26 protein-coding genes are annotated in these 25,802 nt (G+C 70.6%); 18 read left to right on the top strand and 8 right to left on the bottom strand.

Annotation, left to right across the window (positions count from 1 at the left end; all coding sequences use genetic code 11):
- Window positions 1–2: 2 nt before the first annotated feature.
- Window positions 3–1,052 carry a LacI family DNA-binding transcriptional regulator gene (locus ACWCRD_RS29455; protein WP_450968826.1) on the bottom strand — a complete coding sequence of 350 codons (1,050 nt, stop codon included), beginning with the start codon at window positions 1,050–1,052 and terminating at the stop codon, window positions 3–5.
- Between the two features lie 242 nt (window positions 1,053–1,294).
- Between ACWCRD_RS29455 and ACWCRD_RS29450 the strand changes: the two genes are divergently transcribed.
- Window positions 1,295–2,242, top strand: a complete 948-nt coding sequence (locus ACWCRD_RS29450; protein WP_450968793.1) for an ROK family protein — start codon at window positions 1,295–1,297, stop codon at window positions 2,240–2,242.
- Between the two features lie 41 nt (window positions 2,243–2,283).
- On the opposite strand, the gene ACWCRD_RS29445 is transcribed toward ACWCRD_RS29450, so the two are convergent.
- Complete coding sequence (locus tag ACWCRD_RS29445; RefSeq protein WP_450968792.1) at window positions 2,284–4,305, bottom strand: NPCBM/NEW2 domain-containing protein; 2,022 nt, start codon at window positions 4,303–4,305, stop codon at window positions 2,284–2,286.
- 376 nt (window positions 4,306–4,681) lie between these two features.
- Here ACWCRD_RS29445 and ACWCRD_RS29440 point away from each other — a divergent pair, with 376 nt between their 5' ends.
- The 8 genes from ACWCRD_RS29440 to ACWCRD_RS29405 all read left to right on the top strand — a co-directional run bounded on the left by ACWCRD_RS29440 (window position 4,682) and on the right by ACWCRD_RS29405 (window position 13,270).
- Window positions 4,682–5,665, top strand: a complete 984-nt coding sequence (locus ACWCRD_RS29440) for a TIGR01777 family oxidoreductase (protein WP_450968791.1) — start codon at window positions 4,682–4,684, stop codon at window positions 5,663–5,665.
- Window positions 5,662–5,868, top strand: coding sequence for a hypothetical protein (locus tag ACWCRD_RS29435; protein WP_450968790.1), 207 nt, complete (start codon window positions 5,662–5,664; stop codon window positions 5,866–5,868). The genes ACWCRD_RS29440 and ACWCRD_RS29435 overlap by 4 nt, the downstream gene beginning before the upstream one ends.
- Window positions 5,869–6,015: 147 nt before the next feature.
- Entirely contained in the window at window positions 6,016–7,059 is a 1,044-nt protein-coding gene (locus ACWCRD_RS29430; RefSeq protein WP_450968789.1) for an NUDIX hydrolase, read from the top strand.
- Between the two features lie 241 nt (window positions 7,060–7,300).
- Complete coding sequence (locus ACWCRD_RS29425) at window positions 7,301–9,118, top strand: ABC transporter family substrate-binding protein (protein ID WP_450968788.1); 1,818 nt, start codon at window positions 7,301–7,303, stop codon at window positions 9,116–9,118.
- Window positions 9,119–9,185: 67 nt separating this feature from the next.
- A complete protein-coding gene (locus ACWCRD_RS29420) occupies window positions 9,186–10,172 on the top strand; it encodes an ABC transporter permease (RefSeq protein WP_450968787.1) in 987 nt (328 codons plus the stop codon).
- A complete protein-coding gene (locus ACWCRD_RS29415; protein ID WP_450968786.1) occupies window positions 10,165–11,085 on the top strand; it encodes an ABC transporter permease in 921 nt (306 codons plus the stop codon). Before ACWCRD_RS29420 ends, ACWCRD_RS29415 begins: the two co-directional genes overlap by 8 nt.
- Complete coding sequence (locus ACWCRD_RS29410; protein ID WP_450968785.1) at window positions 11,082–12,200, top strand: ABC transporter ATP-binding protein; 1,119 nt, start codon at window positions 11,082–11,084, stop codon at window positions 12,198–12,200. Before ACWCRD_RS29415 ends, ACWCRD_RS29410 begins: the two co-directional genes overlap by 4 nt.
- On the top strand, window positions 12,197–13,270 hold the full coding sequence (locus ACWCRD_RS29405; protein WP_450968784.1) for an ABC transporter ATP-binding protein: 1,074 nt from the start codon (window positions 12,197–12,199) through the stop codon (window positions 13,268–13,270). The genes ACWCRD_RS29410 and ACWCRD_RS29405 overlap by 4 nt, the downstream gene beginning before the upstream one ends.
- Here ACWCRD_RS29405 and ACWCRD_RS29400 read toward each other — a convergent pair.
- Entirely contained in the window at window positions 13,243–14,298 is a 1,056-nt protein-coding gene (locus ACWCRD_RS29400) for a protein kinase family protein (RefSeq protein ID WP_450968783.1), read from the bottom strand. The two genes, ACWCRD_RS29405 and ACWCRD_RS29400, sit on opposite strands and share 28 nt — an antisense overlap.
- 319 nt (window positions 14,299–14,617) lie before the next feature.
- Between ACWCRD_RS29400 and ACWCRD_RS29395 the strand changes: the two genes are divergently transcribed.
- On the top strand, window positions 14,618–14,956 hold the full coding sequence (locus tag ACWCRD_RS29395) for a hypothetical protein (protein ID WP_450968782.1): 339 nt from the start codon (window positions 14,618–14,620) through the stop codon (window positions 14,954–14,956).
- A 145-nt stretch (window positions 14,957–15,101) separates the two neighbouring features.
- Complete coding sequence (locus tag ACWCRD_RS29390; protein WP_450968781.1) at window positions 15,102–15,677, top strand: HutD/Ves family protein; 576 nt, start codon at window positions 15,102–15,104, stop codon at window positions 15,675–15,677.
- 100 nt (window positions 15,678–15,777) lie between these two features.
- Here the strand turns inward: ACWCRD_RS29390 and ACWCRD_RS29385 are convergent, their stop codons facing one another.
- Window positions 15,778–17,133 (bottom strand): M20/M25/M40 family metallo-hydrolase, encoded by a 1,356-nt coding sequence (locus tag ACWCRD_RS29385; RefSeq protein ID WP_450968780.1) that lies wholly within the window; start codon window positions 17,131–17,133, stop codon window positions 15,778–15,780.
- Between the two features lie 132 nt (window positions 17,134–17,265).
- Here ACWCRD_RS29385 and ACWCRD_RS29380 point away from each other — a divergent pair, with 132 nt between their 5' ends.
- Window positions 17,266–18,501, top strand: coding sequence for a geranylgeranyl reductase family protein (locus ACWCRD_RS29380; RefSeq protein ID WP_450968779.1), 1,236 nt, complete (start codon window positions 17,266–17,268; stop codon window positions 18,499–18,501).
- On the opposite strand, the gene ACWCRD_RS29375 is transcribed toward ACWCRD_RS29380, so the two are convergent.
- A complete protein-coding gene (locus ACWCRD_RS29375) occupies window positions 18,491–18,940 on the bottom strand; it encodes a nitroreductase family deazaflavin-dependent oxidoreductase (protein ID WP_450968778.1) in 450 nt (149 codons plus the stop codon). The two genes, ACWCRD_RS29380 and ACWCRD_RS29375, sit on opposite strands and share 11 nt — an antisense overlap.
- A 170-nt stretch (window positions 18,941–19,110) precedes the next feature.
- Between ACWCRD_RS29375 and ACWCRD_RS29370 the strand changes: the two genes are divergently transcribed.
- The 4 genes from ACWCRD_RS29370 to ACWCRD_RS29355 all read left to right on the top strand — a co-directional run bounded on the left by ACWCRD_RS29370 (window position 19,111) and on the right by ACWCRD_RS29355 (window position 22,392).
- A complete protein-coding gene (locus tag ACWCRD_RS29370; protein WP_450968777.1) occupies window positions 19,111–19,836 on the top strand; it encodes a TetR/AcrR family transcriptional regulator in 726 nt (241 codons plus the stop codon).
- Window positions 19,837–20,052: 216 nt separating this feature from the next.
- The gene (locus tag ACWCRD_RS29365; protein WP_450968776.1) at window positions 20,053–20,394 is read left to right on the top strand and encodes a hypothetical protein; all 342 of its coding nucleotides are present in this window, start codon (window positions 20,053–20,055) and stop codon (window positions 20,392–20,394) included.
- Window positions 20,395–20,494: 100 nt separating this feature from the next.
- Window positions 20,495–21,730 (top strand): sensor histidine kinase, encoded by a 1,236-nt coding sequence (locus ACWCRD_RS29360; RefSeq protein ID WP_450968775.1) that lies wholly within the window; start codon window positions 20,495–20,497, stop codon window positions 21,728–21,730.
- Window positions 21,727–22,392 (top strand): response regulator, encoded by a 666-nt coding sequence (locus tag ACWCRD_RS29355; protein ID WP_450968774.1) that lies wholly within the window; start codon window positions 21,727–21,729, stop codon window positions 22,390–22,392. Before ACWCRD_RS29360 ends, ACWCRD_RS29355 begins: the two co-directional genes overlap by 4 nt.
- Here ACWCRD_RS29355 and ACWCRD_RS29350 read toward each other — a convergent pair.
- Entirely contained in the window at window positions 22,353–22,637 is a 285-nt protein-coding gene (locus tag ACWCRD_RS29350; RefSeq protein ID WP_450968773.1) for a DUF6332 family protein, read from the bottom strand. The genes ACWCRD_RS29355 and ACWCRD_RS29350 overlap by 40 nt on opposite strands.
- A 74-nt stretch (window positions 22,638–22,711) precedes the next feature.
- On the bottom strand, window positions 22,712–24,196 hold the full coding sequence (locus tag ACWCRD_RS29345) for an MFS transporter (RefSeq protein WP_450968772.1): 1,485 nt from the start codon (window positions 24,194–24,196) through the stop codon (window positions 22,712–22,714).
- Window positions 24,197–24,282: 86 nt separating this feature from the next.
- On the opposite strand from ACWCRD_RS29345, the gene ACWCRD_RS29340 reads away from it, so the two are divergent.
- Window positions 24,283–24,675 (top strand): MarR family winged helix-turn-helix transcriptional regulator, encoded by a 393-nt coding sequence (locus tag ACWCRD_RS29340; protein ID WP_450968771.1) that lies wholly within the window; start codon window positions 24,283–24,285, stop codon window positions 24,673–24,675.
- Here the strand turns inward: ACWCRD_RS29340 and ACWCRD_RS29335 are convergent.
- Complete coding sequence (locus tag ACWCRD_RS29335) at window positions 24,662–25,402, bottom strand: maleylpyruvate isomerase family mycothiol-dependent enzyme (RefSeq protein WP_450968770.1); 741 nt, start codon at window positions 25,400–25,402, stop codon at window positions 24,662–24,664. The two genes, ACWCRD_RS29340 and ACWCRD_RS29335, sit on opposite strands and share 14 nt — an antisense overlap.
- Window positions 25,403–25,612: 210 nt before the next feature.
- On the opposite strand from ACWCRD_RS29335, the gene ACWCRD_RS29330 reads away from it, so the two are divergent.
- A complete protein-coding gene (locus tag ACWCRD_RS29330; RefSeq protein ID WP_450968769.1) occupies window positions 25,613–25,801 on the top strand; it encodes a hypothetical protein in 189 nt (62 codons plus the stop codon).
- The last annotated feature ends 1 nt before the right edge of the window (window position 25,802 follow it).

The following is a 25,802-nucleotide window of genomic DNA, read 5'->3' as shown; positions in this document are numbered from 1 at the left end:
GCTCAGTCCGCCGGCGGCAGCTCGCCCGAACCGCGGGTGATCAGCCGGGTCGGCAGCTCGATGCGCTCCGGGGTGAGCAGCGCGCCGTCCAGCTGACGGAAGAGGCGGTCGGCGGCGGTGCGACCGAGGGCCGCCGCGTCCTGGGCGACGACGGTGACACCCGGCTGCAGCAGATCGGCGAGCTCGAAGTCGTCGAAGCCGACCAGGGCGACCCGGCGGGGCTGCTCGGCCAGGACCCGGACCACGGTGACCGTCACACGGTTGTTGCCCGCGAAGACCGCGGTGACCGGGGCAGGGCCGGAGAGCATCTCCTCGGCGGCCCGGCGCACCCGCTGCGGATCCGTCACGCCCAGGGACATCCAGGAGTCCTCGACCGGGATGCCCGCGTCCTCCATGGCGGACCGGTAGCCCCGCAGCCGCTCGGCGGCCGTGTGGATACGGGGCATGTCGCCGATGAAGCCGATCCGGCGGTGGCCGTGGGCGATGAGGTGGGCGACTCCGTCGCGGGCGCCGCCGTAGTTGTCGGACAGGACGACATCGGCGTCGATCTTCCCGGCGGGCCGGTCGACGAACACCGTGGCGACGCCCGCCCTGATCTCCGGCTCCAGATAGCGGTGGTCGTCACCGGCCGGAATGATCACCAGGCCGTCCACCCGCCGCGCGCACAGGGCCAGCGCCAGCTCCTGCTCGCGATCGGGGTCCTCGGCGCTGGAGCCGTTGATCAGCAGGGCGCCGTGCGCGCGGGCCACCTCCTCGACCGCGCGGCTGAGGGGGCCGTAGAACGGGTCGGCGAGGTCCTCCAGGACCAGGCCGATGCTGGCGGTGCGGCCCTTGCGCAGCACGCGCGCGCTGTCGTTGCGGCGGAAGCCGAGCGCGTCGATGGCCTCCTGGACGCGGCGCTCGGTCTCGGGGGTGACGCCGGGCTCGCCGTTGACCACGCGCGAGACGGTCTTCAGGCCGACTCCGGCGCGCGCCGCCACGTCCTTCATGGTGGGACGGTTGCCGTAACGCGTTGCGGAGAGGGGGGCTGTTCGGCGAGCGGTCTCGGGCACGATGCGCTGTCCTGTCTCGTCCACGGGTCTCGTCCACAGGGATGCGTCAGACCATGAGTTTGTATGAGGATGTGGCGTCGAGCATAGAGCCTGGACAACGTTGTCATATGCACGAGAGACTGTCCACCGCAATCTCCGGCCTGCGCCCCCACCGCCAGGTCGGCCGCCCATCTCCGTAGTTGAAAGGGGAACTTTCCCCTGACCGACGGAGATCCGATGGTTTTCGGGGAGATCCGACACTGATGCACACCGACCTCGTGGCAGCGCTCGACATCGGCGGCACCAAGATCGCCGGGGCGCTGGTGGACGGCCACGGCCAGATCGTGGTGCGCGCTCAGCGTGCGACGCCCGCGCAGCAGGACGGCGAGACCGTGATGGGTGCCGTGCGGGAGGTCCTCGGCGAGCTGACCGCCGCGCCCCTGTGGGGTCGCGCCACGGCGCTCGGGATCGGCAGCGCCGGCCCGGTGGACGCCTCCGCGGGCACGGTGAGCCCGGTGAACGTGCCGGGCTGGCGCGACTATCCGCTCGTACGGCGGGTCCAGGACGCGGCCGGGGGGCTCCCGGTCGAGCTGATCGGTGACGGCGTGGCGATCACGGCGGCCGAGCACTGGCAGGGCGCCGCCCGCGGCCACGACAACGCGCTGTGCATGGTGGTCTCCACGGGTGTCGGCGGCGGCCTGGTCCTGAACGGGCAGCTGCACCCCGGCCCCACCGGCAACGCGGGCCATATCGGCCACATCAGCGTCGATCTCGACGGCGACCCCTGCCCGTGCGGCTCGCGCGGCTGCGTGGAGCGCATCGCGAGCGGCCCCAACATCGCCCGCCGCGCCCTGGAGAACGGCTGGCGGCCCGGCCCCGACGGCGACACCTCCGCGGCCGCGGTGGCCGCCGCCGCCCGTGCCGGGGACCCGGTCGCTGTCGCTTCCTTCGAGCGCGCCGCCCAGGCGCTGGCCGCGGGCATCGCGGCCACCGCGACGCTCGTCGAGATCGACATCGCGGTGATCGGCGGGGGAGTGGGCAAGGCGGGCGACGTGCTGTTCACCCCACTGCGCAAGGCCCTCGGCGACTACGCCACCCTGTCCTTCGTGCAGCGCCTGGAGATCAGCCCGGCCCAGATGGGCACGGACGCCGGGCTGGTCGGGGCGGCCGCGGCCGCGCTCGCCAAGCGGACGGACGCGGCCGCGGTCTGAGGGGCGGGTGACAACGGGCTGCCCGGCCCTCCGGAGCGGACTCAGCAGGTCAACTGCGCGTTCGCCCAGTCCGCATGGTCCGAGTCGATGCCGTCGCCGCCGTCGGTGACGACCAGGCGGACCACCTGGGCGCCGGTCACATCGGCGGTGAGCGGCTGGGCGGGCATCGCATTGGTCAGCACGCCGGTCGAGGCCACCTTGGTGCCGTCGGCCCAGATCTCGAAGGCGACGGTGCCGTTCGCGCCCTTCTCGTCGTCGACGCCGACATCGGCGGTGACCGTCCTGCACGCCTTGCCGGCGTAGTAGTCGACGGCACTCTCCGCGTGGACGCCGAGTCCCTTGCCGTACACCACCCCGCCGATGGTGAGGGGGTTGCCGTCACCCGCGGCGCTCTCCCCGTTGCTGGTGTTGCGCTCGACCGGCCCATAGCCGTTCGTGGCCGACAGCCACGGCAGATCGCCGAGTCCGGAGGTCCCCGAGGGCGGTGGCACGACGACGGACGCGGTCAGCGGGACCGAGCTGTATACGCGGTCACCGCTCGCCGAACGGTAACTCACCTTGAGGGTCAGATCGTACGACCCTGTCGGCGTCCCCGCCGGGGCGGTGAGCGACCACTGGGTGCGCAGGGAGCGGCCCGTCGGCAGTGAGGCGGTCGTGGTCCGTGAGGTTGCCTCGGCCGTCCAGCCCTGCGGCCCGGTCAGTGAGACGGACACGTGCCGGGCGGGCGTACGGCCCAGGTCGGTGACGGTGGACGTCAGTGCGGCCGCCTTGCCCGCCTCGACCAGCGGGCTGCCGTCCAGGCCGGGTTCGACGGCGGGCGGGTGCGCGGCCCACTTGGGGTCGGCAAAGACCCGTACCAGGACCGTGCCGTGCGCCGGTACCGTCGCCGAGACGGTGCCGGCGGTGTTGTAGCTCTTGTGCCGCCACAGGTCGCGCAGGGTGTAGGCGTCGGCGGCGGGCAGGCCCACGGCCTTGGCGGTGGTGCTGATGTGCTGGGCCGTTCCGGACTCGTTGAAGAGGGCCACCGTGCGGCTGCCGTCCTTCATCTCCTTGGCGACGACCCAGCGCCCGCCCTGGGAGGAGACGACCGTGCCCTGCTTGCCCAGCGGGTCCTGGTCGACGGCGACGACCTCCTTGTTGTCGAGGACGTCGAAGGTCGCCTGGGAGGCCTTGCGCAGGTCGGAGCCGATGAGAAGCGGCGCGGCCATGATGGACCACATCGAGAAGTGCGAGCGGTACTCGGTGTCCGTCATGCCGCCGTTGCCGACCTCCAGCATGTCGGGGTCGTTCCAGTGCCCGGGGCCCGCGTACGGCGCGAGCGGCAGGTTCTTCTTCAGGATGGACAGCATCGAACCCCAGTTGTCGCTGATGTCGCCCGTCGTACGCCACAAGTGGCCCACGTCGGCCGCCCATTCCCAGGGTTTGTTCTGGCCCCATTCGCAGATGCTGTAGACGATCGGCCGACCGGTCGCCTTGAGTGCGTCGCGCATGGTCGTGTAACGCACCTTGGCGTCCACGCCCTGGTTATTGCAGTTGTCGTACTTGACATAGTCCACGCCCCAGTCCGCGAACTGCCGGGCGTCGCTGTACTCGTGACCGAGCGCGCCCGGGAATCCGGCGCTGTTGCAGGTCTTCGTGCCCGCGCTGGTGTAGATGCCGAGTTTGAGCCCCTTGGCGTGAACATAGTCGGCGACCGCCTTGATCCCGTTCGGGAAGCGGGCCGGATCGGGTACGAGTTTGCCGTCCGCGTCCCGGGCCGGCAGGGCCCAGCAGTCGTCGAGGTTGACGTACTGGTATCCGGCGTCCTTGAGGCCTTTCTCGACGAAGAGGTCCGCGATTCCCTTGACCATGGACTCGTTGAACTCGGCACGGCAGTGCGTGGAGTTCCAGTTGTTGAAGCCCATCGGCGGGGTCAGGGCGAGGCCGTCGGCCAGGGCCGGGGCGGCGGGCGCGGTGGTGGGTGCCGCCACGGCGGGCACGGCGAGCCCTGCTGCGCCCAGCAGCCCCGCGGTGAGCACTCCGACCACTCTTCGACGGGTTGTGCGGTTGGGAAGGTGACGCATCGTTACGTTCCTCCGAGCACACGAAAGATGGGATGATGTCATGTTCGCGTCATCGCTGCGCGTTTACGGTAAGACCTGTCGGACTGTGTTGGAAGAGAGGAGGTGCTGGTTGTTCGATATCCCGTCAGAACCCTTGACCCTGTGGACGCATTGAGGGGAGGTCCAAGTCGCGCGTTCGGTTATGTTGAGTGACCCCTCCGGTGGGGAGCTCGGCGTAGTCATCGTTCGACCGTTGGTCCAGCCCAAGGTGGTGAAGGTCATCCGATGTCCCGTGATGAATCCCTTGCCTGCTGCGGCCCTTGGTGTCGTCGGCAAGATATTTTGAACGCGTTCAAGTTTCTGGGTTAGGCTTCCGTCATACGAAGGGGGAAGCCTGATGAAGATCGTCATTCCCGGTGGGACGGGCCAGGTCGGCACTGTCCTGAGGCGCGCGCTGACGGCCGCCGGTCACGAGGTCGTGATCCTCACGCGGCGGCCGGTGCGCGAGGGCGAGGTCCGCTGGGACGGCGAGCACCTGGGCCCGTGGGCCGAGGAGATCACCGGCAGCGACGTCGTGATCAACCTGGCCGGGCGCAGCGTCAGCTGCCGGTACACCCCGGCCAACCTGAAGGCCATGATGGACTCCCGGGTGAACTCGGCCCGCATCGTCGGCGAGGCGATCGCGTCCGCCTCGCAGCCGCCCCGCGTCTGGCTCCAGATGAGTACGGCCACGGTGTACGCCCACCGCTTCGACGCGCCCAACGACGAGAGGGCCGGCGCGATCGGCGGCAGCGAGCCCGGCGTCCCCGGCTACTGGGCCTACAGCGTGGAGATCGCCAAGAACTGGGAACGGGCGCAGGAGGACGCCGACACACCCCGCACGCGGAAGGTCGCCCTGCGCTCCGCCATGGTGATGAGCCCCGACCGCGGCGGAGTCTTCGACGTCCTGCTGCGGCTGGCGCGGCTCGGCCTCGGCGGCCCGGTCGCGGGCGGTGCGCAGTACGTGTCCTGGATCCACGAACGCGACTTCGTCCGCGCGGTGGAGTTCCTCGTCGACCGGGACGACCTGGCCGGACCGGTGAACCTGGCCGCGCCGGGGCCGCTGCCGCACCGCGCCTTCATGCGGGCCCTGCGCACCGCCTGGGGCATGCCGGTCGGGCTGCCCGCCACGCGCTGGATGGCGGAACTCGGCGCCTTCGCCCTGCGCTCGGACACCGAACTCCTGCTGAAGAGCCGCCGGGTCGTTCCCGGCCGGCTGCTCGAAGCGGGGTTCGCCTTCGAGCACGCCCGGTGGCCCGAGGCCGCCGCGGACCTGGTGCGCCAGGTGCGCGGCGGACGAGGGCGTGACCCGCGGGCGGTTTCACAGTTGAACCGGGCATGAAGAAACGCAGCATGCTCGCCATCGCCTCCCTCGCGACCGGTTTCGTCGTCGCGGCCATCACCCCCTCGCAACACGCCGACCACCAGGTGGTCGGTGGCCACCAGACGCTCGGCGACCTGGGCGTCGAGGACACCGTCGGCACGGTCACCCACACGGCCGGGGACGAGGGCCTCGCGGGCCCCGGCAAGGCCCTCGGCCAGTAGCACCGACGCGGACGAGACCGGATCGCGGCGCCGGTGCCCCTGCCGCAGGGGCACCGGCGCCCCCTTTTGCGCCCCCTCAACTGGGGCTGGTTTCCGTGGCAGGGTGGAGCGGGCAAGCCTCAGGGGGCCAAGAGAAGAGGGGGACCTGTGACCGTCGTCTGGATCAACGGCGCGTTCGGTGCGGGGAAGACCACCACCGCACGGGAACTGATCGAGCTGATCCCGAACAGCACGCTCTTCGACCCCGAGGTGATCGGCGCAGCGCTCACGCACCTGCTGCCGCCCAAACACCTCGCCGAGGTCGGCGACTACCAGGACCTGCCGATCTGGCGACGTCTCGTGATCGACACGGCGGCCGCAGTGCTCGCCGAACTGGGCGGAACCCTGGTGGTTCCGATGACCCTGCTGCGCCAGGAGTACCGCGACGAGATCTTCGGCGGCCTCGCAGCGCGCCGTATCTCTGTCCGACATGTCCTCCTCGCCCCGGCGGAAACGATCCTGCGGGAGCGAATAGCCGGCCGGGAGGTGCCGCCCGACCTGCCGGACGGCGAGATGCGCGTACGGCAGTGGTCGTACGACCACATCGAGCCCTACCGCGCCGCCCTCGCCTCCTGGCTCACCGCCGATGCCTATCCCGTCGACACCGGGGCCCTCACTCCGTATGAGAGTGCGCTCCGTATCGCCGAGGCCGTCAGCACGGGGGAGGTAGTGGCATGTGACATAGTACAAACCCCCGAGCCCACCGCCGAGACGCTCGCCGCCGGCGTCCTCCTCTTCGACGAGCAGGACCGCGTCCTTCTCGTGGACCCCACCTACAAGGCCGGCTGGGAGTTCCCCGGCGGTGTCGTCGAACCCGGCGAGGCGCCTGCCCGGGCCGGCATGCGTGAGGTCGTCGAGGAGACCGGCATCCACCTCGACGAGGTCCCCCGCCTGCTGGTCGTCGACTGGGAGGCCCCCGCACCGCCCGGTTACGGCGGACTGCGCCTCCTCTTCGACGGCGGGCGCCTCGACTCCACCGAGGCCGCACGGCTCCTGCTGCCCGGCCCCGAGCTGCGCGACTGGCGGTTCGCCACCGAGGAGGAGGCCGCGGACCTGCTGCCGCCGGTGCGCTACGAGCGGTTGCGGTGGGCCTTGCGGGCGCGTGAGCGCGGGGCGGCGCTGTATCTGGAAGCGGGCGTCCCGGTCGGCTGACCTGCACCGAACTCCCCTGGTAGGGACGTGACTTCTGTGGTTCCTGAGTGCTTGTCAGGCGACTTTGCCCGGCGGAGGTGGTTCCTGGGGTAAAGCGAGGGTGAATCGTCGCCGTCCCGGTATGAACAGGAACCTGAAAAAGGTACACACGAGTTCTACCGTCGGTGCGCAGCTCAGCTCTCTCGCGGCCGCTCGGCCGCCTCGACAAGGCCGCGGAGCCTCCGTCGGCCGGAGGAGGGACATGCGCGCGCAACCATCGGCCCTCACAAGGGGACTTGCTCTGGCCGCCGGGCTCGTGCTGGCTCTGGCCGCCTGCAGCAGCAGCGGCGGCGGTGGCAGCTCCGACAAGGGCAGCTCGGCCGGGCTTTCGTCGTGCAACACCCAGGGCAAGGCCAACACCTGCAACTCCGCCGCCACCAAGTCCGGCGGAACGTTCACCTATGTGCTGGAGAAGAACATCCAGCAGTGGAACGTCCAGGACACCAACGGGAACACCTTCGAGAACGCCGAGGCCCTCGAGGTCGTACTGCCCCAGGTCTTCGTCCCGCTGCCGGACTTCACCGTCGCCCTCAACAAGGACCTGGTGACCTCGGCGACCCAGACCGGCACCAGTCCGCAGACCCTCGTCTACAAGATCAACCCCAAGGCGGTCTGGAACGACGGCACCCCCATCACCGCCGACGACTTCGTCTACTACTGGCGCACCAACGACGGCAAGGACTGCCCGCCGCCGCCCGCGAGCGACAGCACGCAGACCAAGGGCTGCCTCCCGCAGAGCACGGCCGGGTACGACCGCATCAAATCGGTCACCGGATCCGACGGCGGCAGGACGGTCACGGTCGTGATGGCCAAGCCCTTCTCCGACTGGAAGCAGCTGTTCGGCGCCGGCTATCCGCTCTATCCGGCGCACATCGCCGAGAAGCTCTCCGGTGCCAAGGCCGGCGACGCCGCACACATGACGGCCGCCCAGATGACCCAGGGCTGGCAGTACTTCCAGAAGAACCCGCCCACCAAGTACCCGACGGCGGGCCCGTACAAGATGACGCAGTGGGTGGACAACGACCACGCCACCTTCGAACCCGACCCCAAGTGGTGGGGCGCGACCAAGCCGTCCCTGCAGCGGCTGATCTTCAAGGTGATCTCGGACGCCACCCAGGAGCCGATCGCCCTGCGCAACAACGAGGTGCAGGCGATCTATCCGCAGCCCGAGGTGGACCTGGTCAACCAGGTGAAGTCCATCCCGAACGTCACCTACAACATCGGCAACGGCCTGCAATGGGAGCACTTCGACCTCAACCTGCACAACCCGGTCCTCGGCAAGTACACGGCGCTGCGCCGGGCGATGTTCACGGCGATCAGCATCAAGGACATCATGTCCAAGACGGTCGCCCAGTTCGATCCCTCGGTGAAGCAGCTCGGCAACCACAACTACGTACCCGGGCAGGCCGGTTACCAGGATCTGGTGACCGCCACCGGTCAGGGATCGGGTGATCTCACCAAGGCCAAGAAGTACCTCACCGACGCCAAGTTCACCGGGGTGGGCACCGCGCTGAAGACGCCGGACGGCCAGGCCGTCGGACCCTTCAACTGCCGCTACACCACCGGCAACCAGATCCGGCAGAGCGAGTGCCAGATCCTGCAGAGCGACCTCGCGAACCTCGGCGTCAAGGTCACCATCAAGCCGATCGGCGCGGCCGACCTCGGTACGGTGCTGGCCGGGCACCAGTACGACATCATCGTCTTCGCCTGGGTCGCCTCGCCGTTCCCGACCGCCAACGCCCAGCAGAACTGGGTCACCGGAGGCGGCGGCAACTACGGTGGCTACAGCGACAAGCAGGTCGACTCACTGATCGCGCAGGCCGTCGGCACGACCGACCAGGCCAAGGCCGCCGCCCTGCTCAACCAGGCGGACAAGATCATGGTCGATGCCGCCTACGTCCTGCCGCTGTACCAGAAGCCGACGTTCCTCGCGGTCCAGACGCGGTTCGTGAACATGCGCAACAACTCCACGAACGTGGGACCGCCGTACAACACCGCGGAATGGGGCCTGAAGAAGTAGCCGCCGCACCCGTCATGCCCGGTCCCGGCGACCCCGGAACCGGGCCCGGCCCGCGAGAGAAGACCGCATGCTCGCCTACACCGTGCGCCGCATCCTCGTCTCGATCCCCGTGCTGATCGCCTCGACCTTCATCGTGTTCCTGGTCGTCGTCAACGCCGGCGACCCGGTCGCCAACTTCGCCACCTCACGGCAGCCCCCGCCCAGCAAGGCCGCCGTCGCCGCGTTCGCCCGGCACATCCACGCCGACGAGCCCGCCGTGCAGCGCTACTGGAACTGGATCACCGGAGTGCTGCACGGCGACTGGGGCCCGTCCGTGCAGCCCAACCTCGACATCGGGCACGACCTGTTCACCCGCTTCCGGGTGACGGTCACCCTGGTCGCCGCCGCCATGCTCATCGCCCTGGTCCTGGCCGTGGTCTTCGGTGTGTTCAGCGCCATCCGCCAGTACACCGCCGCCGACTACACCATCACCTTCTTCGGGTTCCTCTTCCTCGCCATGCCCGTGTTCTGGTTCGCGGTGCTGCTCAAGCAGGCCGGAATCTGGTTCAACGAACAGACCGGCAGCCAGTTCCTCGGCACCATCGGCGAGAAGTCCCCGTACCTCGAAGTCGACACCACCTGGAACCAGTTCACCGACCGCATCGGCCACCTAGCCCTGCCCACCATCACCCTGGCCCTGGTCTCCTTCGCCTCCTGGACCCGCTACACCCGCGCCTCCATGCTGGAGGTTCTCAACAGCGACTACGTCCGTCTCGCCCGCGCCAAGGGGCTGCGCCGCCGTACGGTCATGGTGCGGCACGCGCTGCGCACCGCCCTGATCCCGCTGGCCACCGTCACCGCCCTCGACATCGCGATCATCCTGGGCGGAGCGGTGATCACGGAGACGATCTTCCAGTGGCACGGCATGGGGGAGATGCTCGTCGAGTCGGCCGCCACCGTGGACGTCTACCGGACCATGGCGTGGCTGCTGCTCTCCGCCGTCGTCGTCATCGGCTTCAACCTCCTCGCCGATCTCCTCTACGCCGTACTCGACCCGAGGATCCGCTATGACTGACATCGAGGCCGCCGGATCCGCGGGCACCCAACTGCCGCCCGCCGAGCACGAGTTCACCGTCAGGCAGCGCACCCAGACCCAGCTCGTGCTGCGTCGCTTCCTGCGGCACCGGGCCGCCATGGTCAGCCTGGTGGTCTTCGTGCTGATCCTGCTGTGGGCGTTCATCGGCCCGCACCTGTGGCACTACTCGTACCAGAAGTACACGCCCGACAACTCCCAACCCCCGTCCTGGAAGCACCCGTTCGGCACCAACGCCTCCGGCTACGACGCCTACGCCCAGGTGATGCGCGGCACCCAGACCTCGCTGAAGATCGCCATCCTGATCGCGCTGGGCTCCACCCTCCTGGGCGCGGTCTGGGGGGCGGTCGCGGGCTTCTACCGGGGGTTCGTGGACGCGGTCATGATGCGGATCGCGGATCTCGTCCTGACGCTTCCGCTGTTCGCGATCGCCCTCGTCATCTCCTCCCGCAGCGGCGGCTCCTGGTACTGGATCGCCGCCGTCATCGCCGGACTGACCTGGGCGTACGTATCGCGTGTGGTGCGCTCCACGGTCCTGTCGCTGCGTGAGAAGGAGTTCGTGGAGGCGGCGAAGGCGCTCGGCGCCTCGGACGCGCGGATCATCTTCCGGCATCTGCTGCCGAACTCGCTCGGCCCGATCATCGTCAACGCGACGGTGCTGGTCGCCACCGGCATCCTCACCGAGACGGCCCTGTCCTTCGTCGGCTTCGGCGTCCAACCGCCCGACACCTCCCTGGGGCTGCTCGTCTCCCAGGCGCAGACGGCGGTCGACACCCGGCCCTGGCTCTTCTACATCCCCGGCGCGTTCATCATCGCCATCGCCCTGACCATCAACTTCATCGGCGACGGCCTGCGCGACGCCTTCGACCCCCGGCAGCAAAGGGTGCGACAGTGACGGTCATCGGCAAGGGCGAGGAGTCGGGCGCGGTCCTCGAAGTGGAGGACCTCAGCGTGGAGTTCCCCACGGAGGACGGTCTCGTACGGGCCGTCCGCGGCGTCGGCTACCGCCTCGACCGCGGAGACTCGCTCGGCATCGTCGGGGAGTCCGGGTCCGGCAAGTCGGTCACCGCGCTCGCCGTGATGGGACTGCTGCCGGCCACCGCCCGGGTGCGCGGCTCGGTCCGATTCGAGGGCACGGAACTGCTGGGGCTGCCCGACGCACGACTGTCGGACCTGCGCGGCAGCGGCATCGCAATGATCTTCCAGGACCCGATGACCTCGCTCAACCCGGTCTACAACGTGGGATACCAGATCGCCGAGACGCTACGACGCCACAATCCCGGCCTGAACGCCCGCGCCGCCCGTGCCCGGGCCGTCGATCTGCTCGGCACGGTCGGCATCCCCAGCCCCGAGCGGCGCGTCGACAACTACCCGCACGAACTCTCCGGCGGGATGCGCCAGCGCGTGGTCATCGCCATCGCCATGGCCAACGACCCGGATGTGATCATCGCCGACGAGCCCACCACCGCCCTGGACGTCACCGTGCAGGCGCAGATCCTCGACGCCCTGGAGACCGCCCGTGCCGAGACGGGCGCCGCCCTGGTGCTCATCACCCACGACCTGGGCGTCGTCGCCGGGCACAGCGACCGGGTCGCCGTCATGTACGCGGGCCGCATCGTGGAGACCGGCTCCGTCGAGGACATCTTCTACACCCCGCGCATGCCCTACACCCTCGGCCTGCTCGGCTCGCTGCCCCGCATGGACCGCGAGGAGGAACGCCTCACCCCGATCACCGGCTCCCCGCCCTCCCTGCTGAACCTGCCGCCCGGCTGTCCCTTCGCCCCCCGCTGCCCCCTGCGCCGCGAGGCCTGCGACAGCACGGAACCCGCACTGCGCAAGGCCGGACACGAACTGCACCTCAGCGCCTGCCACTTCGCCGACGAACTCGTCGACACCGGGGCCGCGGAGGTGTTCGACGCGGTCGGCGCCGACTCCGAGGCGCTGGCCCGCTTCGCCGACACGACGACGCCCTCGCCCCACTCGACCACCGCCGAGGAGGACTCCGCATGAGCGCCCCCGCCCAGGCCACCGCCGCACCGCTGCCCCCACTGCCCGGGCACGGCGGCACCGGTGAACCCGTCCTCCAGGTCCGCGACCTCGTCAAGCACTTCCCGGTCATGTCCCGGGGCGTCGTACGCCGCCGTGTCGGCGAGGTGCACGCCGTGTGCGGAGTCTCCTTCGACCTCTTCCGGAACGAGACCCTGGGCCTCGTCGGCGAGTCCGGCTCCGGCAAGACCACCACCGCACGCACCGTCCTCGGCCTGGAGTCCGCCACCTCCGGCCGGGTCCGCTACCGCGGCACCGAACTGACCGGACTGAGCAGACGCCGGATGCGGCCGCTGCGCCGCGAACTGCAGATCGTCTTCCAGGACCCGTACGCCTCCCTCGACCCGCGCATCACCGTCCATGAGATCGTCGCCGAACCGCTGCGCATCCACGGCCGCTACGACGCGGGAGCCAAGGACGAGGTGCGCGAACTGCTGCGCCTGGTCGGGCTCAACCCCGAGCACGGCAACCGCTACGCCCACGAGTTCTCCGGCGGCCAGCGCCAACGCATCGGCATCGCACGGGCGTTGGCCCTGCACCCCAAGGTGATCGTGCTGGACGAACCGGTGTCGGCACTCGACGTGTCGATCCAGGCGGGCGTCCTCAACCTGCTGATGGACCTGCAGAGCGAGCTGGGCCTGTCCTTCCTGTTCGTCGCCCACGACCTGTCGGTGATGCGCCATGTGGCCGGCCGGGTGGCGGTCATGTACCTGGGCCGCCTGGTCGAGATCGCCCCCGCCCGCCATCTGTTCACGGCCCCCGCCCACCCCTACACCCAGGCCCTCGTCTCGGCCATCCCGCTGCCGGACCCGCGCAAGGAGCGCGCCCGCACCCGCATCCTGGTCCAGGGCGACATCCCCAGCCCGGTCCGCCCGCCCAGCGGCTGCCGCTTCCGCACCCGCTGCCCCAAGTTCGCGAACGAGTTGACGGAGAGCGAGCGCGAGACCTGCGTCGAGGAGGTGCCGGCGCTGATCGACCGGGGCGGCGGGAACCCGGTTGCCTGCCACTACGCGGAGAGCGTGGAGCTGTTGTAGGCGAGCCGCAGCTCCTCGTACGGGTAGGGGGTCTGCCTGCTCTGGGTGCGCAGGCGGCCGAGGAAGCCGTTGACGACGGCGGTCAGTGCCGCGTCGCGCTTGATGATCGCGGCGGCGGCCTCGGGCACGCCGTCGGGGTGCGCCCCGACCGCGCAGGCGCGTACGAAGGCCTCCCGCTCGAGTCTGTCGTACCCGTACAGGGCGGTGACGAGCCAGTTCACCAGGTGGGCGCGGCTGTAGACGAGGTCGTAGTCGCGATGCCGGTCGAAGAAGGCGCGCTCCGGCCGGGACAGCCGGAACCGGGAACTGAAGGCGAGCCCGTAGTCCGCCAGGAAGAACTCCTCGCCGTCGGTGAGGACGTTCTGGAAGTGGGCGTCGAAATGCAGCAGTTGGCGTTCGCGGAGGAAACCGGTGAGCGCGCCCAGCCACTCGTCCACCTGGGTGCAGATCCGGTCCGAGTCGACGGTGCGCACCTGTGTGTCGAGCCAGTCGTGGAGGGTGTGAGGGAAGTACTCCAGGAACAGGGTCAGGCTCGCGGACGAAGCGCGCAGGGCCTCCAGGCGCTCACGGACCTGTGGGGAGGCCCCGCAGTACGCCACCGTCCCTTCCACGTCGGCCAGTTCATCGGGGAGCGGCTGGACGGTGTCCGGCAGCACCCGCCAGTGGTGCATCAGAGGGAAGCCGGTGAAACGGTCGGAGAGCACCCAGTTCGTCGTCATCGTGTGCACGGCCAGCTCGCGCCAGGCGCCGAAGCCGGGGCTGCGGCCGGTGCCGTAATGGCAGAAGGCCGGCAGCTCGAACAGGTTCGCCGTGGACCGAGCGTTCTCGGGCAGCAACTCGACGTCCGTGAGCGGCATCCGCTTCACGAAGACCCGGCTGCCGTCCACCTCGACCAGCAGATACCGCCCGCCGATGCCGGCACCCGCGGGGGTTCCCGAGGCCAGGAGGCCCGCCAGCTCGTGGTCGCTGAGAAGGGAGAGGGTGGTGGCGAGGTCGGCGTGGACGGCGCGGCGCGCGGCGGAGGACATGACCTCCATGGTCAGGGTGACGGCGGCTGCGTGTCTGCCGATCGGTGAAGCGCCGTCCTCGCGTGTGTGATCGTGACGGCCTGTCGGCGGACCGGGCTTGAGTGAGTGTCAGGTCCATCATGCCTGGTCGGAGACGCTTTCGGTAGGACGTAGGGCACGCCCGTTCGGCCTTGTGCCGGGTGGTGCCGCACCCGCAGACTCGTCGTCATCCACTCTCCGGCCCACGGGCCGGCAACCGTCATCGGCTGCCGGCGCGTTCGCCGTGCTGTCTCGCCGTGTGACACGCACCGGTCGGGGAGGGACGGGACGAAGGGGATCGATGGACCGGGACATGGTCGTGCTGGCGAAAGTCCGGCTGCTCAGTGCCAACCGGCGGGTGGTGCGGGGTGCCGAGGGACTGTGGATCTACCGACTGCTGACGCAGGTCGAGCCGGAGGTGTACGGATCGAAGCTGGTGTACGTCCTGGTGGAGGAGAGCGGCTCCCCCCTGGTGCGGGAGTCGCCCGAGCGACGGCTGGCACTGCTGGACGAGGCCGTGGACGCGGCGAAGGCCCTCAGCGAGGCGAACCCCTACCGCGCGAAGATGCTGGCGAGGGCACTGGCCGCCAGGCAGCGCGAACTCGAGGCCGGTGCGGCGAAGCCGCGAGAACTCGAATGACCCGGTAGGCGACCGGCGTCGCCTTGAACGTGGGGCCCCGTCCGGGGGCGGGGCCCCTCCTAGGGCTTGCATATCCTGGTGCCGGGCCAGGCGACCGGTGCAGACGTCCCCGCCGACGCGGCTCCTGGACGAGGAGGAGTCTGAGATGACGGTGAGCGTTCTGAGAGCGGACGAGCGCCCGGCCGTGCCATGGAAGAACGGGGGCGGACTGACCCGTGAGATCGCCTCTTCCCCCAGCGGGGCAGGGATGTCGGACTTCGCGTGGCGGGTGAGTCTCGCCGACGTGGCCGAGCCGGGACCGTTCTCCCGCTTCGAAGGCGTCGACCGGATCATCACCCTGGTCGACGGGCCCGGCATGGTGCTGACCGTCGACGGCACCTCGCACACCGTGGCCGAGCGGTACGTTCCCTTCCCCTTCCCCGGGGAGGCCGCCACCGGCTGCCGGCTGCTGGGCGGTCCGCTCGTCGACTTCAACGTGATGGTCCGGCGCGGACGGGCCACCGCGCAGGTCGAGATCGTACGGGACCGGGTGGCGCTCCCCGCTCAAGCCGAGACGACGCTGCTCGCGGTCGTACTGGACGGCTCCGCGGTGTTCGAGGCGTCCGGCCTGGTCCTCGAACGCTTCGACGCGGCCCTGATCACCGACGCTCCCGACGAGGCCCTCATGGTGGCCGGCAGCACAGCACTCGTCACCCTCACCGGCACAGCCGCAGAGGGGTAGTTCAGGGGGTGCGACCGGGCGGCCACGGCGGGCGCAACGGACGCGGAAAGGGCCCCTAGAAACCACCGTGGACGGGGGCCCTTTCCGTGTCGCAGAGCCGTCAGTTCGCGGCGTAGTTCTGCAGGAACAGGGCCTCCGCCACCGACAGCCGTTCCAGTTCCTCGGGTGAGACGCTCTCGTTCACCGCGTGGATCTGGGCCTCCGGCTCGCTCAGGCCGATCAGGAGGATCTCCGCCTGCGGGTAGAGGGCGGCGAGGGTGTTGCACAGCGGGATCGAGCCGCCCTGGCCGGCGTACTGCATCTCCTGGCCGGGGTAGGCGACCGCCATCGCCTCGGCCATCGCCGTGTACGCCGGGCTGGTGGTGTCGGCGCTGAACGGCTGGCCCTGGCCGACCTGTTCGGTGCGCACCCGGGCGCCCCACGGGGTGTGCGCCTCCAGGTGGGCCTGCAGCAGCTTGGTGGCCTCGGCCGCGTCGACGCCCGGCGGCACCCGCAGGCTGACCAGGGCACGGGCGCCCGCCTGCACCGACGGGGTGGCGCCGACGACCGGCGGGCAGTCGATGCCGAGGACCGTGACCGCCGGGCGCGCCCAGATACGGTCCGCGACCGAGCCGGAGCCGATCAGCTGCACGCCGTCCAGCACCTTGGCGTCCTGGCGGAACTGCTCCTCGTCGTACTGCAGGCCCTCCCAGCGGGTTTCGGGGGTGAGCCCGTCGACGGTGGTCGAGCCGTCCTCCGCGCGCAGCGAGTCCAGTACGCGGATCAGCGCGGCCAGGGCGTCGGGGGCGGCGCCGCCGAACTGGCCGGAGTGGAGGTTGCCGCGGAGGGTGTCGATCTGGATGCGGACCAGGGTCATGCCGCGCAGCGTGGAGGTGACCGTCGGCAGGCCCACCCGGAAGTTGCCCGCGTCGCCGATGACGATGGTGTCGGCGGCCAGCAGGTCCGGGTGTGCCTCGGCGTACCGCTCCAGACCGCCCGTGCCCATCTCCTCCGAGCCCTCGGCGATCACCTTGATGTGGACCGGCACGCCGCCGTTGGCCTTCAGGGCGCGCAGCGCGAGCAGATGCATGATCACGCCGCCCTTGCAGTCGGCGGCGCCGCGCCCGTACCAGCGGCCCTCGCGCTCGGTCAGCTCGAAGGGCGGGGTGGTCCAGGCGGCCTCGTCCAGCGGCGGCTGGACGTCGTAGTGGGCGTAGAGCAGGACGGTCCTGGCGCCCTCTGGGCCGGGCAGATAGCCGTACACGGACTGAGTGCCGTCGGGGGTGTCGAGGAGGGCGACGTCCTGGAACCCCTCGGCGGTCAGCGCGTCGGCGACCCACCTCGCGGCGCCCTCGCTCTCGCTCCTGGGGAACTGGTCGAAGTCCGCCACCGACTTGAACGCCACCAGTTCGGCGAGCTCCGCCTGCGCCCTCGGTATCAGCGAGGCGACGGTCTCGGCGACCGGATTCGACGACATGGGCACGCTCCTTGTGGGTGCGACGTTGTACGTGTGGATATCGGGATCCTCCCACAGCGGCCTGCGGTGATGTCCGCCGTAGGATGCGGGGGACAGGTGCGGCAGCGGCTTGATCGGGAGCAGTAGACCATCGTGAGCAGCGAGAACTCTTCGGCGGGCGACGTGCAGCGGGTGTGGGACGTCGTCGTGGTGGGCGCGGGGCCCGCGGGGGCCTCGGCCGCCTACGCGGCGGCGGTCGCGGGACGCAGCGTGCTGCTGCTGGAGAAGGCCGAGCTGCCGCGCTACAAGACGTGCGGCGGCGGGATCATCGGTCCCTCGCGCGACGCTCTGCCGCCCGGCTTCGAGCTGCCCTTCCGGGACCGGGTGCACGCGGTGACGTTCTCGAACAACGGGCGCTTCACCCGCACCCGGCGCTCCAAGCAGATGCTCTTCGGCCTGATCAACCGGCCCGAGTTCGACCAGCAGCTCGTCGAGCACGCGCAGAAGGCCGGCGCCGAGCTGCGCACCGGCGTCACCGTGCAGCGCGTGGAGCAGCACGGCTCGGCGGTGCCGGACCGGCGTACGGTCGCGGTGTTCCTGCAGGGCGGCGAGACGCTGTTCGCGCGGGCCGTGGTGGGCGCGGACGGCAGCGCCAGCCGGATAGGGGCGCACGTCGGGGTGAAGCTCGACCAGGTGGATCTCGGTCTGGAGGCGGAGATCCCGGTGCCCGAGACCGTCGCGGAGGACTGGAAAGGGCGGGTGCTCATCGACTGGGGCCCGATCCCCGGCAGTTACGGATGGGTGTTCCCCAAGGGGGACACGCTCACGGTCGGGGTGATCTCGGCGCGTGGTGAAGGCGCGGCCACCAAGCGGTACTTGGAGGAGTTCGTCGGACGGCTCGGCCTCGCCGGGTTCGAGCCGAGCGTCTCCTCGGGCCACCTGACCCGGTGCCGGGCCGACGACTCGCCCCTGTCCCGGGGGCGGGTGCTGGTGTGCGGGGACGCGGCGGGGCTGCTGGAGCCGTGGACCCGCGAGGGCATCTCGTTCGCGCTGCGCTCGGGACGGCTCGCGGGGGAGTGGGCGGTGCGGATCGCCGAGGCGCACGACGCGGTGGACACCCGGCGCCAGGCCTTGAACTACGCGTTCGCGATCAAGGCGGGACTCGGCGTCGAGATGAGCGTCGGCAAGCGTCTGATGACGGCGTTCGAGCGCAGGCCCGGCCTGTTCCACGCGGCGCTGACCGGGTTCAGGCCCGCGTGGAACGCGTTCCGGGACATCACGCGCGGTTCGACGTCCCTGGCCGAGATCGTGCGCACCCACCCGATGGCCCAGCGCGCGCTGACCGCGCTCGACCGGCGCCCGCCGGCCGGCAGCGAGGTCAGCTCCTGACCGTGATCAGGAACACCGGGTGGTCCGGGGCGATACGACGCAGATCGGCATCGGGGGAGTCGGGGCCCACGCCGTTGAAGAAGACGCCGACCTCGGCCTTCCAGCGCTTGAGGTAGGCGCGCAGCAGCGGGACCTTGTCGTCGTCGGCGACCTCGGTCGCGGTGAACACGTCCACGTTCTTGCCGAGGCGCAGCTCGCCGCCGCCCGCCGCCCGCATGTTGTGCGTCCACTGGACGTGACCGCGGGGGGCGAGCAGATACTGCTGCCCGTCCACCGTCAGCAGGTTCACGGGGGTGGTGCGCCACTCGCCGCTCTTGCGCCCACGGACCGCCAGTACCCGTGAGCCCCAGACGCTGATGCCGCGGCGGGTCATCCATGCCACGGCGCGGTTGAAGACGTTGACCGTGAACCAGCCGGGCTTCTGGACGTGTGTGGACATGAGGACCCCCATCGGTGTCGGAGAGATCGCTGCTCGCCTTTGTGAGCACTGCTCTCGCTTGATGGACAGTCTGCACCGGATCGGCGATCGAAAGCAAGAGCGGTGCTCTCTTTTTTGTTCGCTGTTCTCTGTTGTGTGCACTGCTCTCGTTTCATGGGAGACTGCTCCCCATGAGCACCGCACACGGCGCCCGCGCCCGAGCCAGGATCGAGGTCACCGCGGCCATCAAGGAAGAGGCGCGCAGACAGCTCGCCGCCGAGGGCGCCGCCAAGCTCTCGCTGCGCGCCGTGGCGCGCGAGCTCGGCATGGCCTCCTCCGCGCTCTACCGCTACTTCCCGAGCCGCGACGACCTGCTGACCGCCCTCATCATCGACGCGTACGACTCCGTGGGGGAGGCGGCCGAGACGGCGGACACCGCCGCGGCCGACGCCGGACCCGTGCAGCGCTGGACCACCGTGTGCGAGGCCGTGCGCGAGTGGGCCCTCGCACATCCCCACGAGTACGCGCTGATCTACGGCTCGCCGGTCCCCGGCTACACGGCCCCCGACACCACCGTCCCGGCCGCCGCCCGGGTCGGCCTCGTCCTGATCGCCATCGTGCGTGACGCCTATCAGGGGCGAGGCCTGGCCCTGCCGCCGCTCGCCGCCGAACTGCGCCCCGAGGCCGAGCGCATGGCCGCCGAGCTCGCCCCCGACCTGCCGCCGTCCGTGGCCGTGGCGCTCGTCGCGGCCTGGGCCCAGCTGTTCGGGCTGGTCGGGTTCGAGCTGTTCGGGCAGTTCAACAAGGTCGTGGAGGACCGGGGGACGTTCTTCCGGCAGGCGGCGGGTCAACTCGCCCACGGGGTGGGTCTGGTGTACCCGGCGAAGGACGGCGTCACGAGGAGGTCCGGCGGGTAGCTTCGTCCACCGAAGATCGGTGCACGGACGAATTCGGGGGCACAGGGGTGGAGATGCTGAGCGCATTGGTGACGACCGCCGCCGGGGCTCTGTCCGCCACGGTGGGCGTCCTCGTGGGGGGGCGTCCTCACCCGGCGGGCCCAGGACGAGCAGTGGCTGAGAGACCAGCAGGTCGTCGTCTATCAGGAGCTGCTGGGCCATTTCGCCAAGTTCACCATGATCCTCAAGCGGGCTCATGCCGATCGCAGCGGCTGGGACTACGACTGGGGCGAATGGAGCGCGGTGCTGACCCGCGCGAGCCTGGTCGCTGACGAGGCGGTGGCGCTGGAGATCGACATCTTCGGCAAGACCGTCGAGACCTACCTGGGCCGAGTGGCCAGGGGGAGCGACCCTGCGCGCGATCCCCTCACCGACGAGGAGTTCCTGCAGGCGGGCGCGGAGGCGGCACAGGCTCAGGTGCGGCTGGTCAACGCCATGCGCAGGTCGCTCCGGAGGAAGCAGAAGGACCTGCCCTTCTGGATCGGCGGGGCTCAGACGCACCGTCCCCCGGACCGTTGACCGTCCCGTCCGGCTGATCCCGGATACTTCCCCGGGAGTACCCCTGATCACCTCGCCCGGTGGACGCCCACCAGGCCCGATCGCGTCTAGCGTGGCGTGCATGGATGAGCAGCGCGTCGGCGGGGGCGGGCCGCCCCAGTGGTGGCGGCACGGGCCGCCGTGGCTGAACCGCTGGGGTGAGGAGCACCAGCGGGCCCGCTGGCCGTGGCTGTCCACCGTGCTGCTCACCGTCTTCTTGCTCGCCGGCTCCCACTACGCGGCGCATCAGCAGGAGGGCAAGCGGGCCGCCCTCGACCTCTTCGCGCGCGTACTGCTGCTGGTGGGCTCGGGACTGCTGCTGTGGCGGCGGCGCCATCCGGTGCTCGTCGTGTACGGCACGGCGGCCGCGGCGATGGTCTACCTGGGTGCCGGGTACGCGTACGGGCCGGTCTTCTTCACCGTGGTGGTGGCCTGCTTCAGCGCGATCGTCTCGGGGCGTCGGCGGGCCGCCTGGGGCGCGGTGGCGATGCTGTGGGCCGGGCACATGCTGGTGGCCCACTGGCTCTACCGCTGGCTGCCGCCGTCGCGGGACTCGACGGCCCCCTGGGCGCAGGAGGCAGTGATCGCCGCGTGGGTGGCGGCGATCGTGGCGGTGGCGGAGCTGGCCCGGATCCGGCGCGAGCAGTGGGCCGGAGAGCGGGCCGAGCGGGCGCAGGCGGCGCGGCGGCGGGCCGACGAGGAGCGGCTGCGCATCGCCCGGGAGCTCCATGACGTCCTCGCCCACAGCATCTCGGTGATCAACGTCCAGGCGGGTGTCGGCCTCGCCCTTCTCGACAGCGACCCCGAACAGGCGCGCACCGCGCTGACCACCATCAAGGCCGCCAGCAAGGAGGCGCTCGGCGAGGTCCGCCAGGTCCTCGACACGCTCCGCACACCGGGAGACGCCCCGCGCGCTCCGGCACCCGGTCTCGACCGGCTGCCCGAGCTGGTGGAGCAGGCGGCGAGCGCAGGCCTCACGGTCGACGTCCAGGGCGAACCGCCCCTCCTCCCGCCAGGCACCGACCTTGCAGCCTTCCGCATCGTCCAGGAGGCCCTCACCAACGTCGTACGGCACTCGGGCTCACGCCATGCGCGCGTGCACGTCGAGCACGACGAGCGGACGCTACGGCTGCGCATCGACGACGACGGGCCCGCCACCGGCGCCGACGCGGGCGGCAGCGGCAACGGTCTGGCCGGAATGCGGGAGCGTGCCGCAGCGCTGGGTGGCACGATCGAGGCGGGCCCGCGCCCGGACGGCGGCTTCCGGGTGCTCGCCGTACTGCCGCTCAAGGTCAAGGCCAAGGAGGACGACCGGTGATCCGCGTACTGCTCGCCGACGACCAGTCGCTGGTGCGGGCCGGCTTCAAGGCGCTGCTCGACGCGCAGCCGGACATCGAGGTGGCCGGGGAGGCCGCCGACGGCGAGGAGGCGCTGCGCAAGGTGCGCGAACTGCGCCCGGACGTCGTCCTGATGGACATCCGCATGCCGCTGCTTGACGGCCTGGCAGCAACCCGCCGGATCACCGACGAGGAGGCCCTGCAGGGCGTCAAGGTGGTCATGCTCACCACCTTCGAGCTCGACGAGTACGTCTTCGAGGCGATCCGCTCCGGCGCCTCCGGCTTCCTGGTCAAGGACACCGAACCGGAGGAACTCCTGCGCGCCGTAAGGGCGGTGGTCGAGGGCGACGCACTGCTCTCACCCGGTGTGACCCGCCGGCTGATCGCCGAGTTCGCGGCCCGCTCCAAGGAACCCGCGGCGGCCGGCGCGCTCGCCGAACTCACCGAGCGGGAACGCGAGGTGATGGCCCTGGTCGGCATCGGCCTGTCCAACGAGGAGATCGCCCGCCGTCTGGTCGTCAGCCCCCTCACCGCGAAGACCCATGTCAGCCGGACCATGGTCAAGCTGGGTGCCCGGGACCGGGCCCAACTGGTGGTCCTGGCCTACGAGTCGGGGCTGGTGCGGCCGGGCTGGCTGGGCTGAGCGCCCCGCCGGAAGCGCACCACGACGCTCACGACCCGGACGACGAACACGATGGGTGCGAGCGTCACCCCCATCAGCAGGAGCAGCCTGGACAGCAGACCCGGCAGGTCGAAGAGCAACGCCGGACCGGCGACGGCCCCGAAGACCACGGCCGCCGCGAACACCGCACTGACCAGCGCGTAACCGATCTCGACGGTCATCGCATCCTGCTCGGCCTTGTGACGCCGGCCCCCGTATCCGTCCATGCACCCAGTCTCACGGCGATGCGCCCGGCGGGGCAAGCAGGCCGCCGCCGGGCGCACACGGGGGAGGCGTCCCCCTAGTCGCGTACGGGTACGCGCTCCGCCTCCAGGGATGTGGACTTGGCGACCACGAGGGACTGCTGGGTACGGCGCGTCCGCAGGCCCGGGAGGGTGATCAGCAGGCCGGCGACGGCGACGCCCGTCACCACCACCAGTCCGGGGCGGTAGCTGTCCAGCACGGCCTGCGGGGTGGCGTGTTCGGGGGCTCCGGCGGTCACCACCGCGGTCACGACGGCCAGGAAGATCGCCCCGCCCACCTGGACCGAGGTGTTCAGCAGCCCGGAGACCATGCCCTGCTCGTGGTCCTCGACGCCGTTGGTGGCCTGGATGTTGAGCGAAGGGAAGACCAGCGCGCAGGCCGCGCCGATCAGCAGCATCGACGGCAGGATGACGGCCGCGTACACGGGGTCGAGGTTCACGCGCAGGAACAGCGCGTATCCGACGACCATCAGCGCGAAGCCCGCCGCGATCAGCCGCTGGGTGCCGAACCGGTCGACGACCGAGCCGACCTTCGTCGAGGACACCGCCACCAGCGCGCCGGCCGGCAGGAAGGCGAGCGCCGTGTGCAGCGCCGACCAGCCGAGCAGCGACTGCATGTACAGGGTGACCAGGAACTGGAAGCCGACGTAGGACCCGAAGAAGGCCATCGCGCCGAGCTGGGCACGGATCTGGCTGCCGGAGCGCAGCACCCCGAGCCGGATCAGCGGACCGGCCGAGCGCCGCTCGACGAGCACGAACACGGTCAGCAGTGCGGCGACGGCCAGGAAGGACAGCAGCGTGCGGGCCGAGGCCCAGCCGACCTGCGGTGCCTGTACGACGGTGAAGACGAGCAGCAGCATCGACGCGGTGCCGATGACGGCGCCGGGGATGTCGTAGCCGTTGTGGTCCTTCTCGCGTTCGCTGCGCGGCAGCAGCTTCAGGCCCGCCACCAGAGCGATCACGGCGATGGGTGCCGGCAGCAGCATGGTCAGGCGCCAGCTGGCCTCGGTGAGCAGGCCGGAGAGCACCAGACCCATCGAGAAGCCGGTGGCCGCGCAGGTGGTGTAGATGGACAGGGCCCGGTTGCGCAGCGGGCCCTCGGCGAAGGTCGTGGTGATGATGGACAGGCCGGCGGGCGCGGTGAAGGCCGCGCTCAGGCCCTTGATGAAGCGGCTGGCGATCAGCAGCGGACCCGAGTCGACGAGCCCGCCGAGCAGTGAGGCGAGGGCGAACACGCCCAGGGCGATCAGGAAGACCTGGCGCCTGCCGAGCAGGTCGGCGGTGCGTCCGCCGAGCAGCAGCAGACCGCCGTAGCCCAGGATGTAGCCGCTGACGATCCATTGCAGCGCCGAGGTGGACAGATCGAGGTCGGAGCCGATGGACGGCAGCGCGACGCCGACCATCGACACATCGAGTGCGTCCAGGAACATCGCGGCGCAGAGCACCAGCAGGGTGCCCCACAGCCGGGGGGTCCAGCGAGCCGCCGAGGAAGGGGCCGCAGGGGTGGAGAGCGGAGAGGTCATGGACACAGACACTACATGCGTATGCATCGAATGCAAACGCATTTAATTCCGGTGCAATAATTCCTTGTCTCTGCTACGGTGCGCGGATGGTGGCGAAGAAGGCGGAAGAGGCGCTCGTGGACCAGTGGCGGGACATCCTCGCGCTGCATGCCCGCACCCAGTGCGAACTCGACCGCGCACTGCATCAACACGGCCTGTGCGCCAGCGACTTCGAGGTGCTGGACGTGCTGTCCGGCGACTCGTGCAACTACCGCGTGCAGGAGATCTCCGAGCGGGTCCATCTCAGCCAGAGCGCACTGTCGCGACTGATCGCCCGGCTGGAGAAGGACGGCCTCGTCGAACGCGCCATGTGCCCGGAGGACCGACGGGGCGTCCGCGTCGCCCTCACCGCGAAGGGGCGCACGCTGCACGGCGAGGTGCTGCCGGTGCAGCGTGCGGTGCTGACGCGGATGCTGGCGGGCGACCTCAGCTCCAGGTGACCGCCGACTTCTCGCGCCACAGGGCGGCGACCGCGCTGTCCCCCCTCACGTCCGGGAACGGCAGCCGGTTCCACAGCGCCAGGTACAACTGCGCGGCGGTGCCGGTCACTTCGCAGTCCGCGTCTCCTGCTGCCTCCCGCACGGCCACCGGCGGCTCCTGAGACAGCCTTACGGTCCACACCGCGTCGTCCGTGTCCGTCGCCCGCACCCGCAGCACCCGGGGCTCGTCGCTGCGGACCTTGCTCCTGGGCCGGGTGTGGAAGCCGCGCAGCAGCTCGTCGATGCCGTCCGCCGCGAAGCCGGGATCGATCCCGCTCTGCGCCCCGCCTCTCGCGGACTCCGCGTCGATCCGGTGCACGGTGGTCTCGTGCGCCTGCCGCCTGGCCCAGAACGCGAGCGGTGACGGCGCGGGCAGGAAGTGCCAGCACTGCACGTCGGGCGCGGCGGAGGCCAGGGTGTCCACGAGATACCGGTGACCCTCGCGGAACCAGGTCAACAGTTCGTCGCCGTCGAGGTCGGGCAGCCCGCCGTCGGGGTGGTAGGAGGTGTGTCCCTCGGCGACGTAGGCGGCGGCCCACCGGTGCACCATCCCCGTGTGCCGCAGCAGGTCCCTCACCTGCCAGTCCGGGCAGGTCGGCACCTTGGCGTCGGTGCCGGCCGCCTCGGCGGCCGCGACCAGCAACCGGCCCTCCCGGTCCAGGATCTCCACGAACTCGGCTGTCTCCATGGGGCGAGTGTGCCGGATGGAGTGCGGTCGAAGGGAAGAGGGCGCGGCTACGGCCGCCGGCTGGAGCGGCCCTCCGGGCGGTCGGCGGTGCCGTGACGCAGGCCGGCATCGACGTTGCTGCTGCGTACGCCGGGCGAGACGCTGCTCGGCGGGCCGGCGGGCTGCGCCCTGCCTCACCTTCGTCGGCGCACCCCCTCAAGCTCCGTCGCCTTGGCCGTCGAGGGCGCACACCTCAAGGTGATCCTGCCGGGCCGGAAGATCGCCCTGCTGTTGTCCCTGACCACGGGTTCGGCCATGGTCGGGATCGCCTCCGCCACCGGGACTGTCGCGCCGCTGATCGGAGACGAGGGAGTCTCGCTGCTGGTCGCTCAGGGGCGGCCGCCGCGAAGCCGCCCCTGAG

Source organism: Streptomyces sp. NPDC002092 (assembly GCF_053593775.1).
Note: the sequence above shows the minus strand (reverse complement) of the source record. Positions and strands in the feature narration are given on the sequence as shown.

What these genes read in the sequence shown, in the direction of transcription:
- ACWCRD_RS29450 (WP_450968793.1), top strand. Translation starts at nt 1,295, where the DNA reads ATGCACACCGACCTCGTGGCAGCGCTCGACATCGGCGGCACCAAGATC.
- ACWCRD_RS29445 (WP_450968792.1), bottom strand. Translation starts at nt 4,305, where the DNA reads ATGCGTCACCTTCCCAACCGCACAACCCGTCGAAGAGTGGTCGGAGTG.
- ACWCRD_RS29440 (WP_450968791.1), top strand. Translation starts at nt 4,682, where the DNA reads ATGAAGATCGTCATTCCCGGTGGGACGGGCCAGGTCGGCACTGTCCTG.
- ACWCRD_RS29435 (WP_450968790.1), top strand. Translation starts at nt 5,662, where the DNA reads ATGAAGAAACGCAGCATGCTCGCCATCGCCTCCCTCGCGACCGGTTTC.
- ACWCRD_RS29425 (WP_450968788.1), top strand. Translation starts at nt 7,301, where the DNA reads ATGCGCGCGCAACCATCGGCCCTCACAAGGGGACTTGCTCTGGCCGCC.
- ACWCRD_RS29420 (WP_450968787.1), top strand. Translation starts at nt 9,186, where the DNA reads ATGCTCGCCTACACCGTGCGCCGCATCCTCGTCTCGATCCCCGTGCTG.
- ACWCRD_RS29415 (WP_450968786.1), top strand. Translation starts at nt 10,165, where the DNA reads ATGACTGACATCGAGGCCGCCGGATCCGCGGGCACCCAACTGCCGCCC.
- ACWCRD_RS29405 (WP_450968784.1), top strand. Translation starts at nt 12,197, where the DNA reads ATGAGCGCCCCCGCCCAGGCCACCGCCGCACCGCTGCCCCCACTGCCC.
- ACWCRD_RS29400 (WP_450968783.1), bottom strand. Translation starts at nt 14,298, where the DNA reads ATGTCCTCCGCCGCGCGCCGCGCCGTCCACGCCGACCTCGCCACCACC.
- ACWCRD_RS29395 (WP_450968782.1), top strand. Translation starts at nt 14,618, where the DNA reads ATGGACCGGGACATGGTCGTGCTGGCGAAAGTCCGGCTGCTCAGTGCC.
- ACWCRD_RS29390 (WP_450968781.1), top strand. Translation starts at nt 15,102, where the DNA reads ATGACGGTGAGCGTTCTGAGAGCGGACGAGCGCCCGGCCGTGCCATGG.
- ACWCRD_RS29385 (WP_450968780.1), bottom strand. Translation starts at nt 17,133, where the DNA reads ATGTCGTCGAATCCGGTCGCCGAGACCGTCGCCTCGCTGATACCGAGG.
- ACWCRD_RS29375 (WP_450968778.1), bottom strand. Translation starts at nt 18,940, where the DNA reads ATGTCCACACACGTCCAGAAGCCCGGCTGGTTCACGGTCAACGTCTTC.
- ACWCRD_RS29370 (WP_450968777.1), top strand. Translation starts at nt 19,111, where the DNA reads ATGAGCACCGCACACGGCGCCCGCGCCCGAGCCAGGATCGAGGTCACC.
- ACWCRD_RS29365 (WP_450968776.1), top strand. Translation starts at nt 20,053, where the DNA reads ATGATCCTCAAGCGGGCTCATGCCGATCGCAGCGGCTGGGACTACGAC.
- ACWCRD_RS29360 (WP_450968775.1), top strand. Translation starts at nt 20,495, where the DNA reads ATGGATGAGCAGCGCGTCGGCGGGGGCGGGCCGCCCCAGTGGTGGCGG.
- ACWCRD_RS29350 (WP_450968773.1), bottom strand. Translation starts at nt 22,637, where the DNA reads ATGGACGGATACGGGGGCCGGCGTCACAAGGCCGAGCAGGATGCGATG.
- ACWCRD_RS29345 (WP_450968772.1), bottom strand. Translation starts at nt 24,196, where the DNA reads ATGACCTCTCCGCTCTCCACCCCTGCGGCCCCTTCCTCGGCGGCTCGC.
- ACWCRD_RS29340 (WP_450968771.1), top strand. Translation starts at nt 24,283, where the DNA reads ATGGTGGCGAAGAAGGCGGAAGAGGCGCTCGTGGACCAGTGGCGGGAC.
- ACWCRD_RS29335 (WP_450968770.1), bottom strand. Translation starts at nt 25,402, where the DNA reads ATGGAGACAGCCGAGTTCGTGGAGATCCTGGACCGGGAGGGCCGGTTG.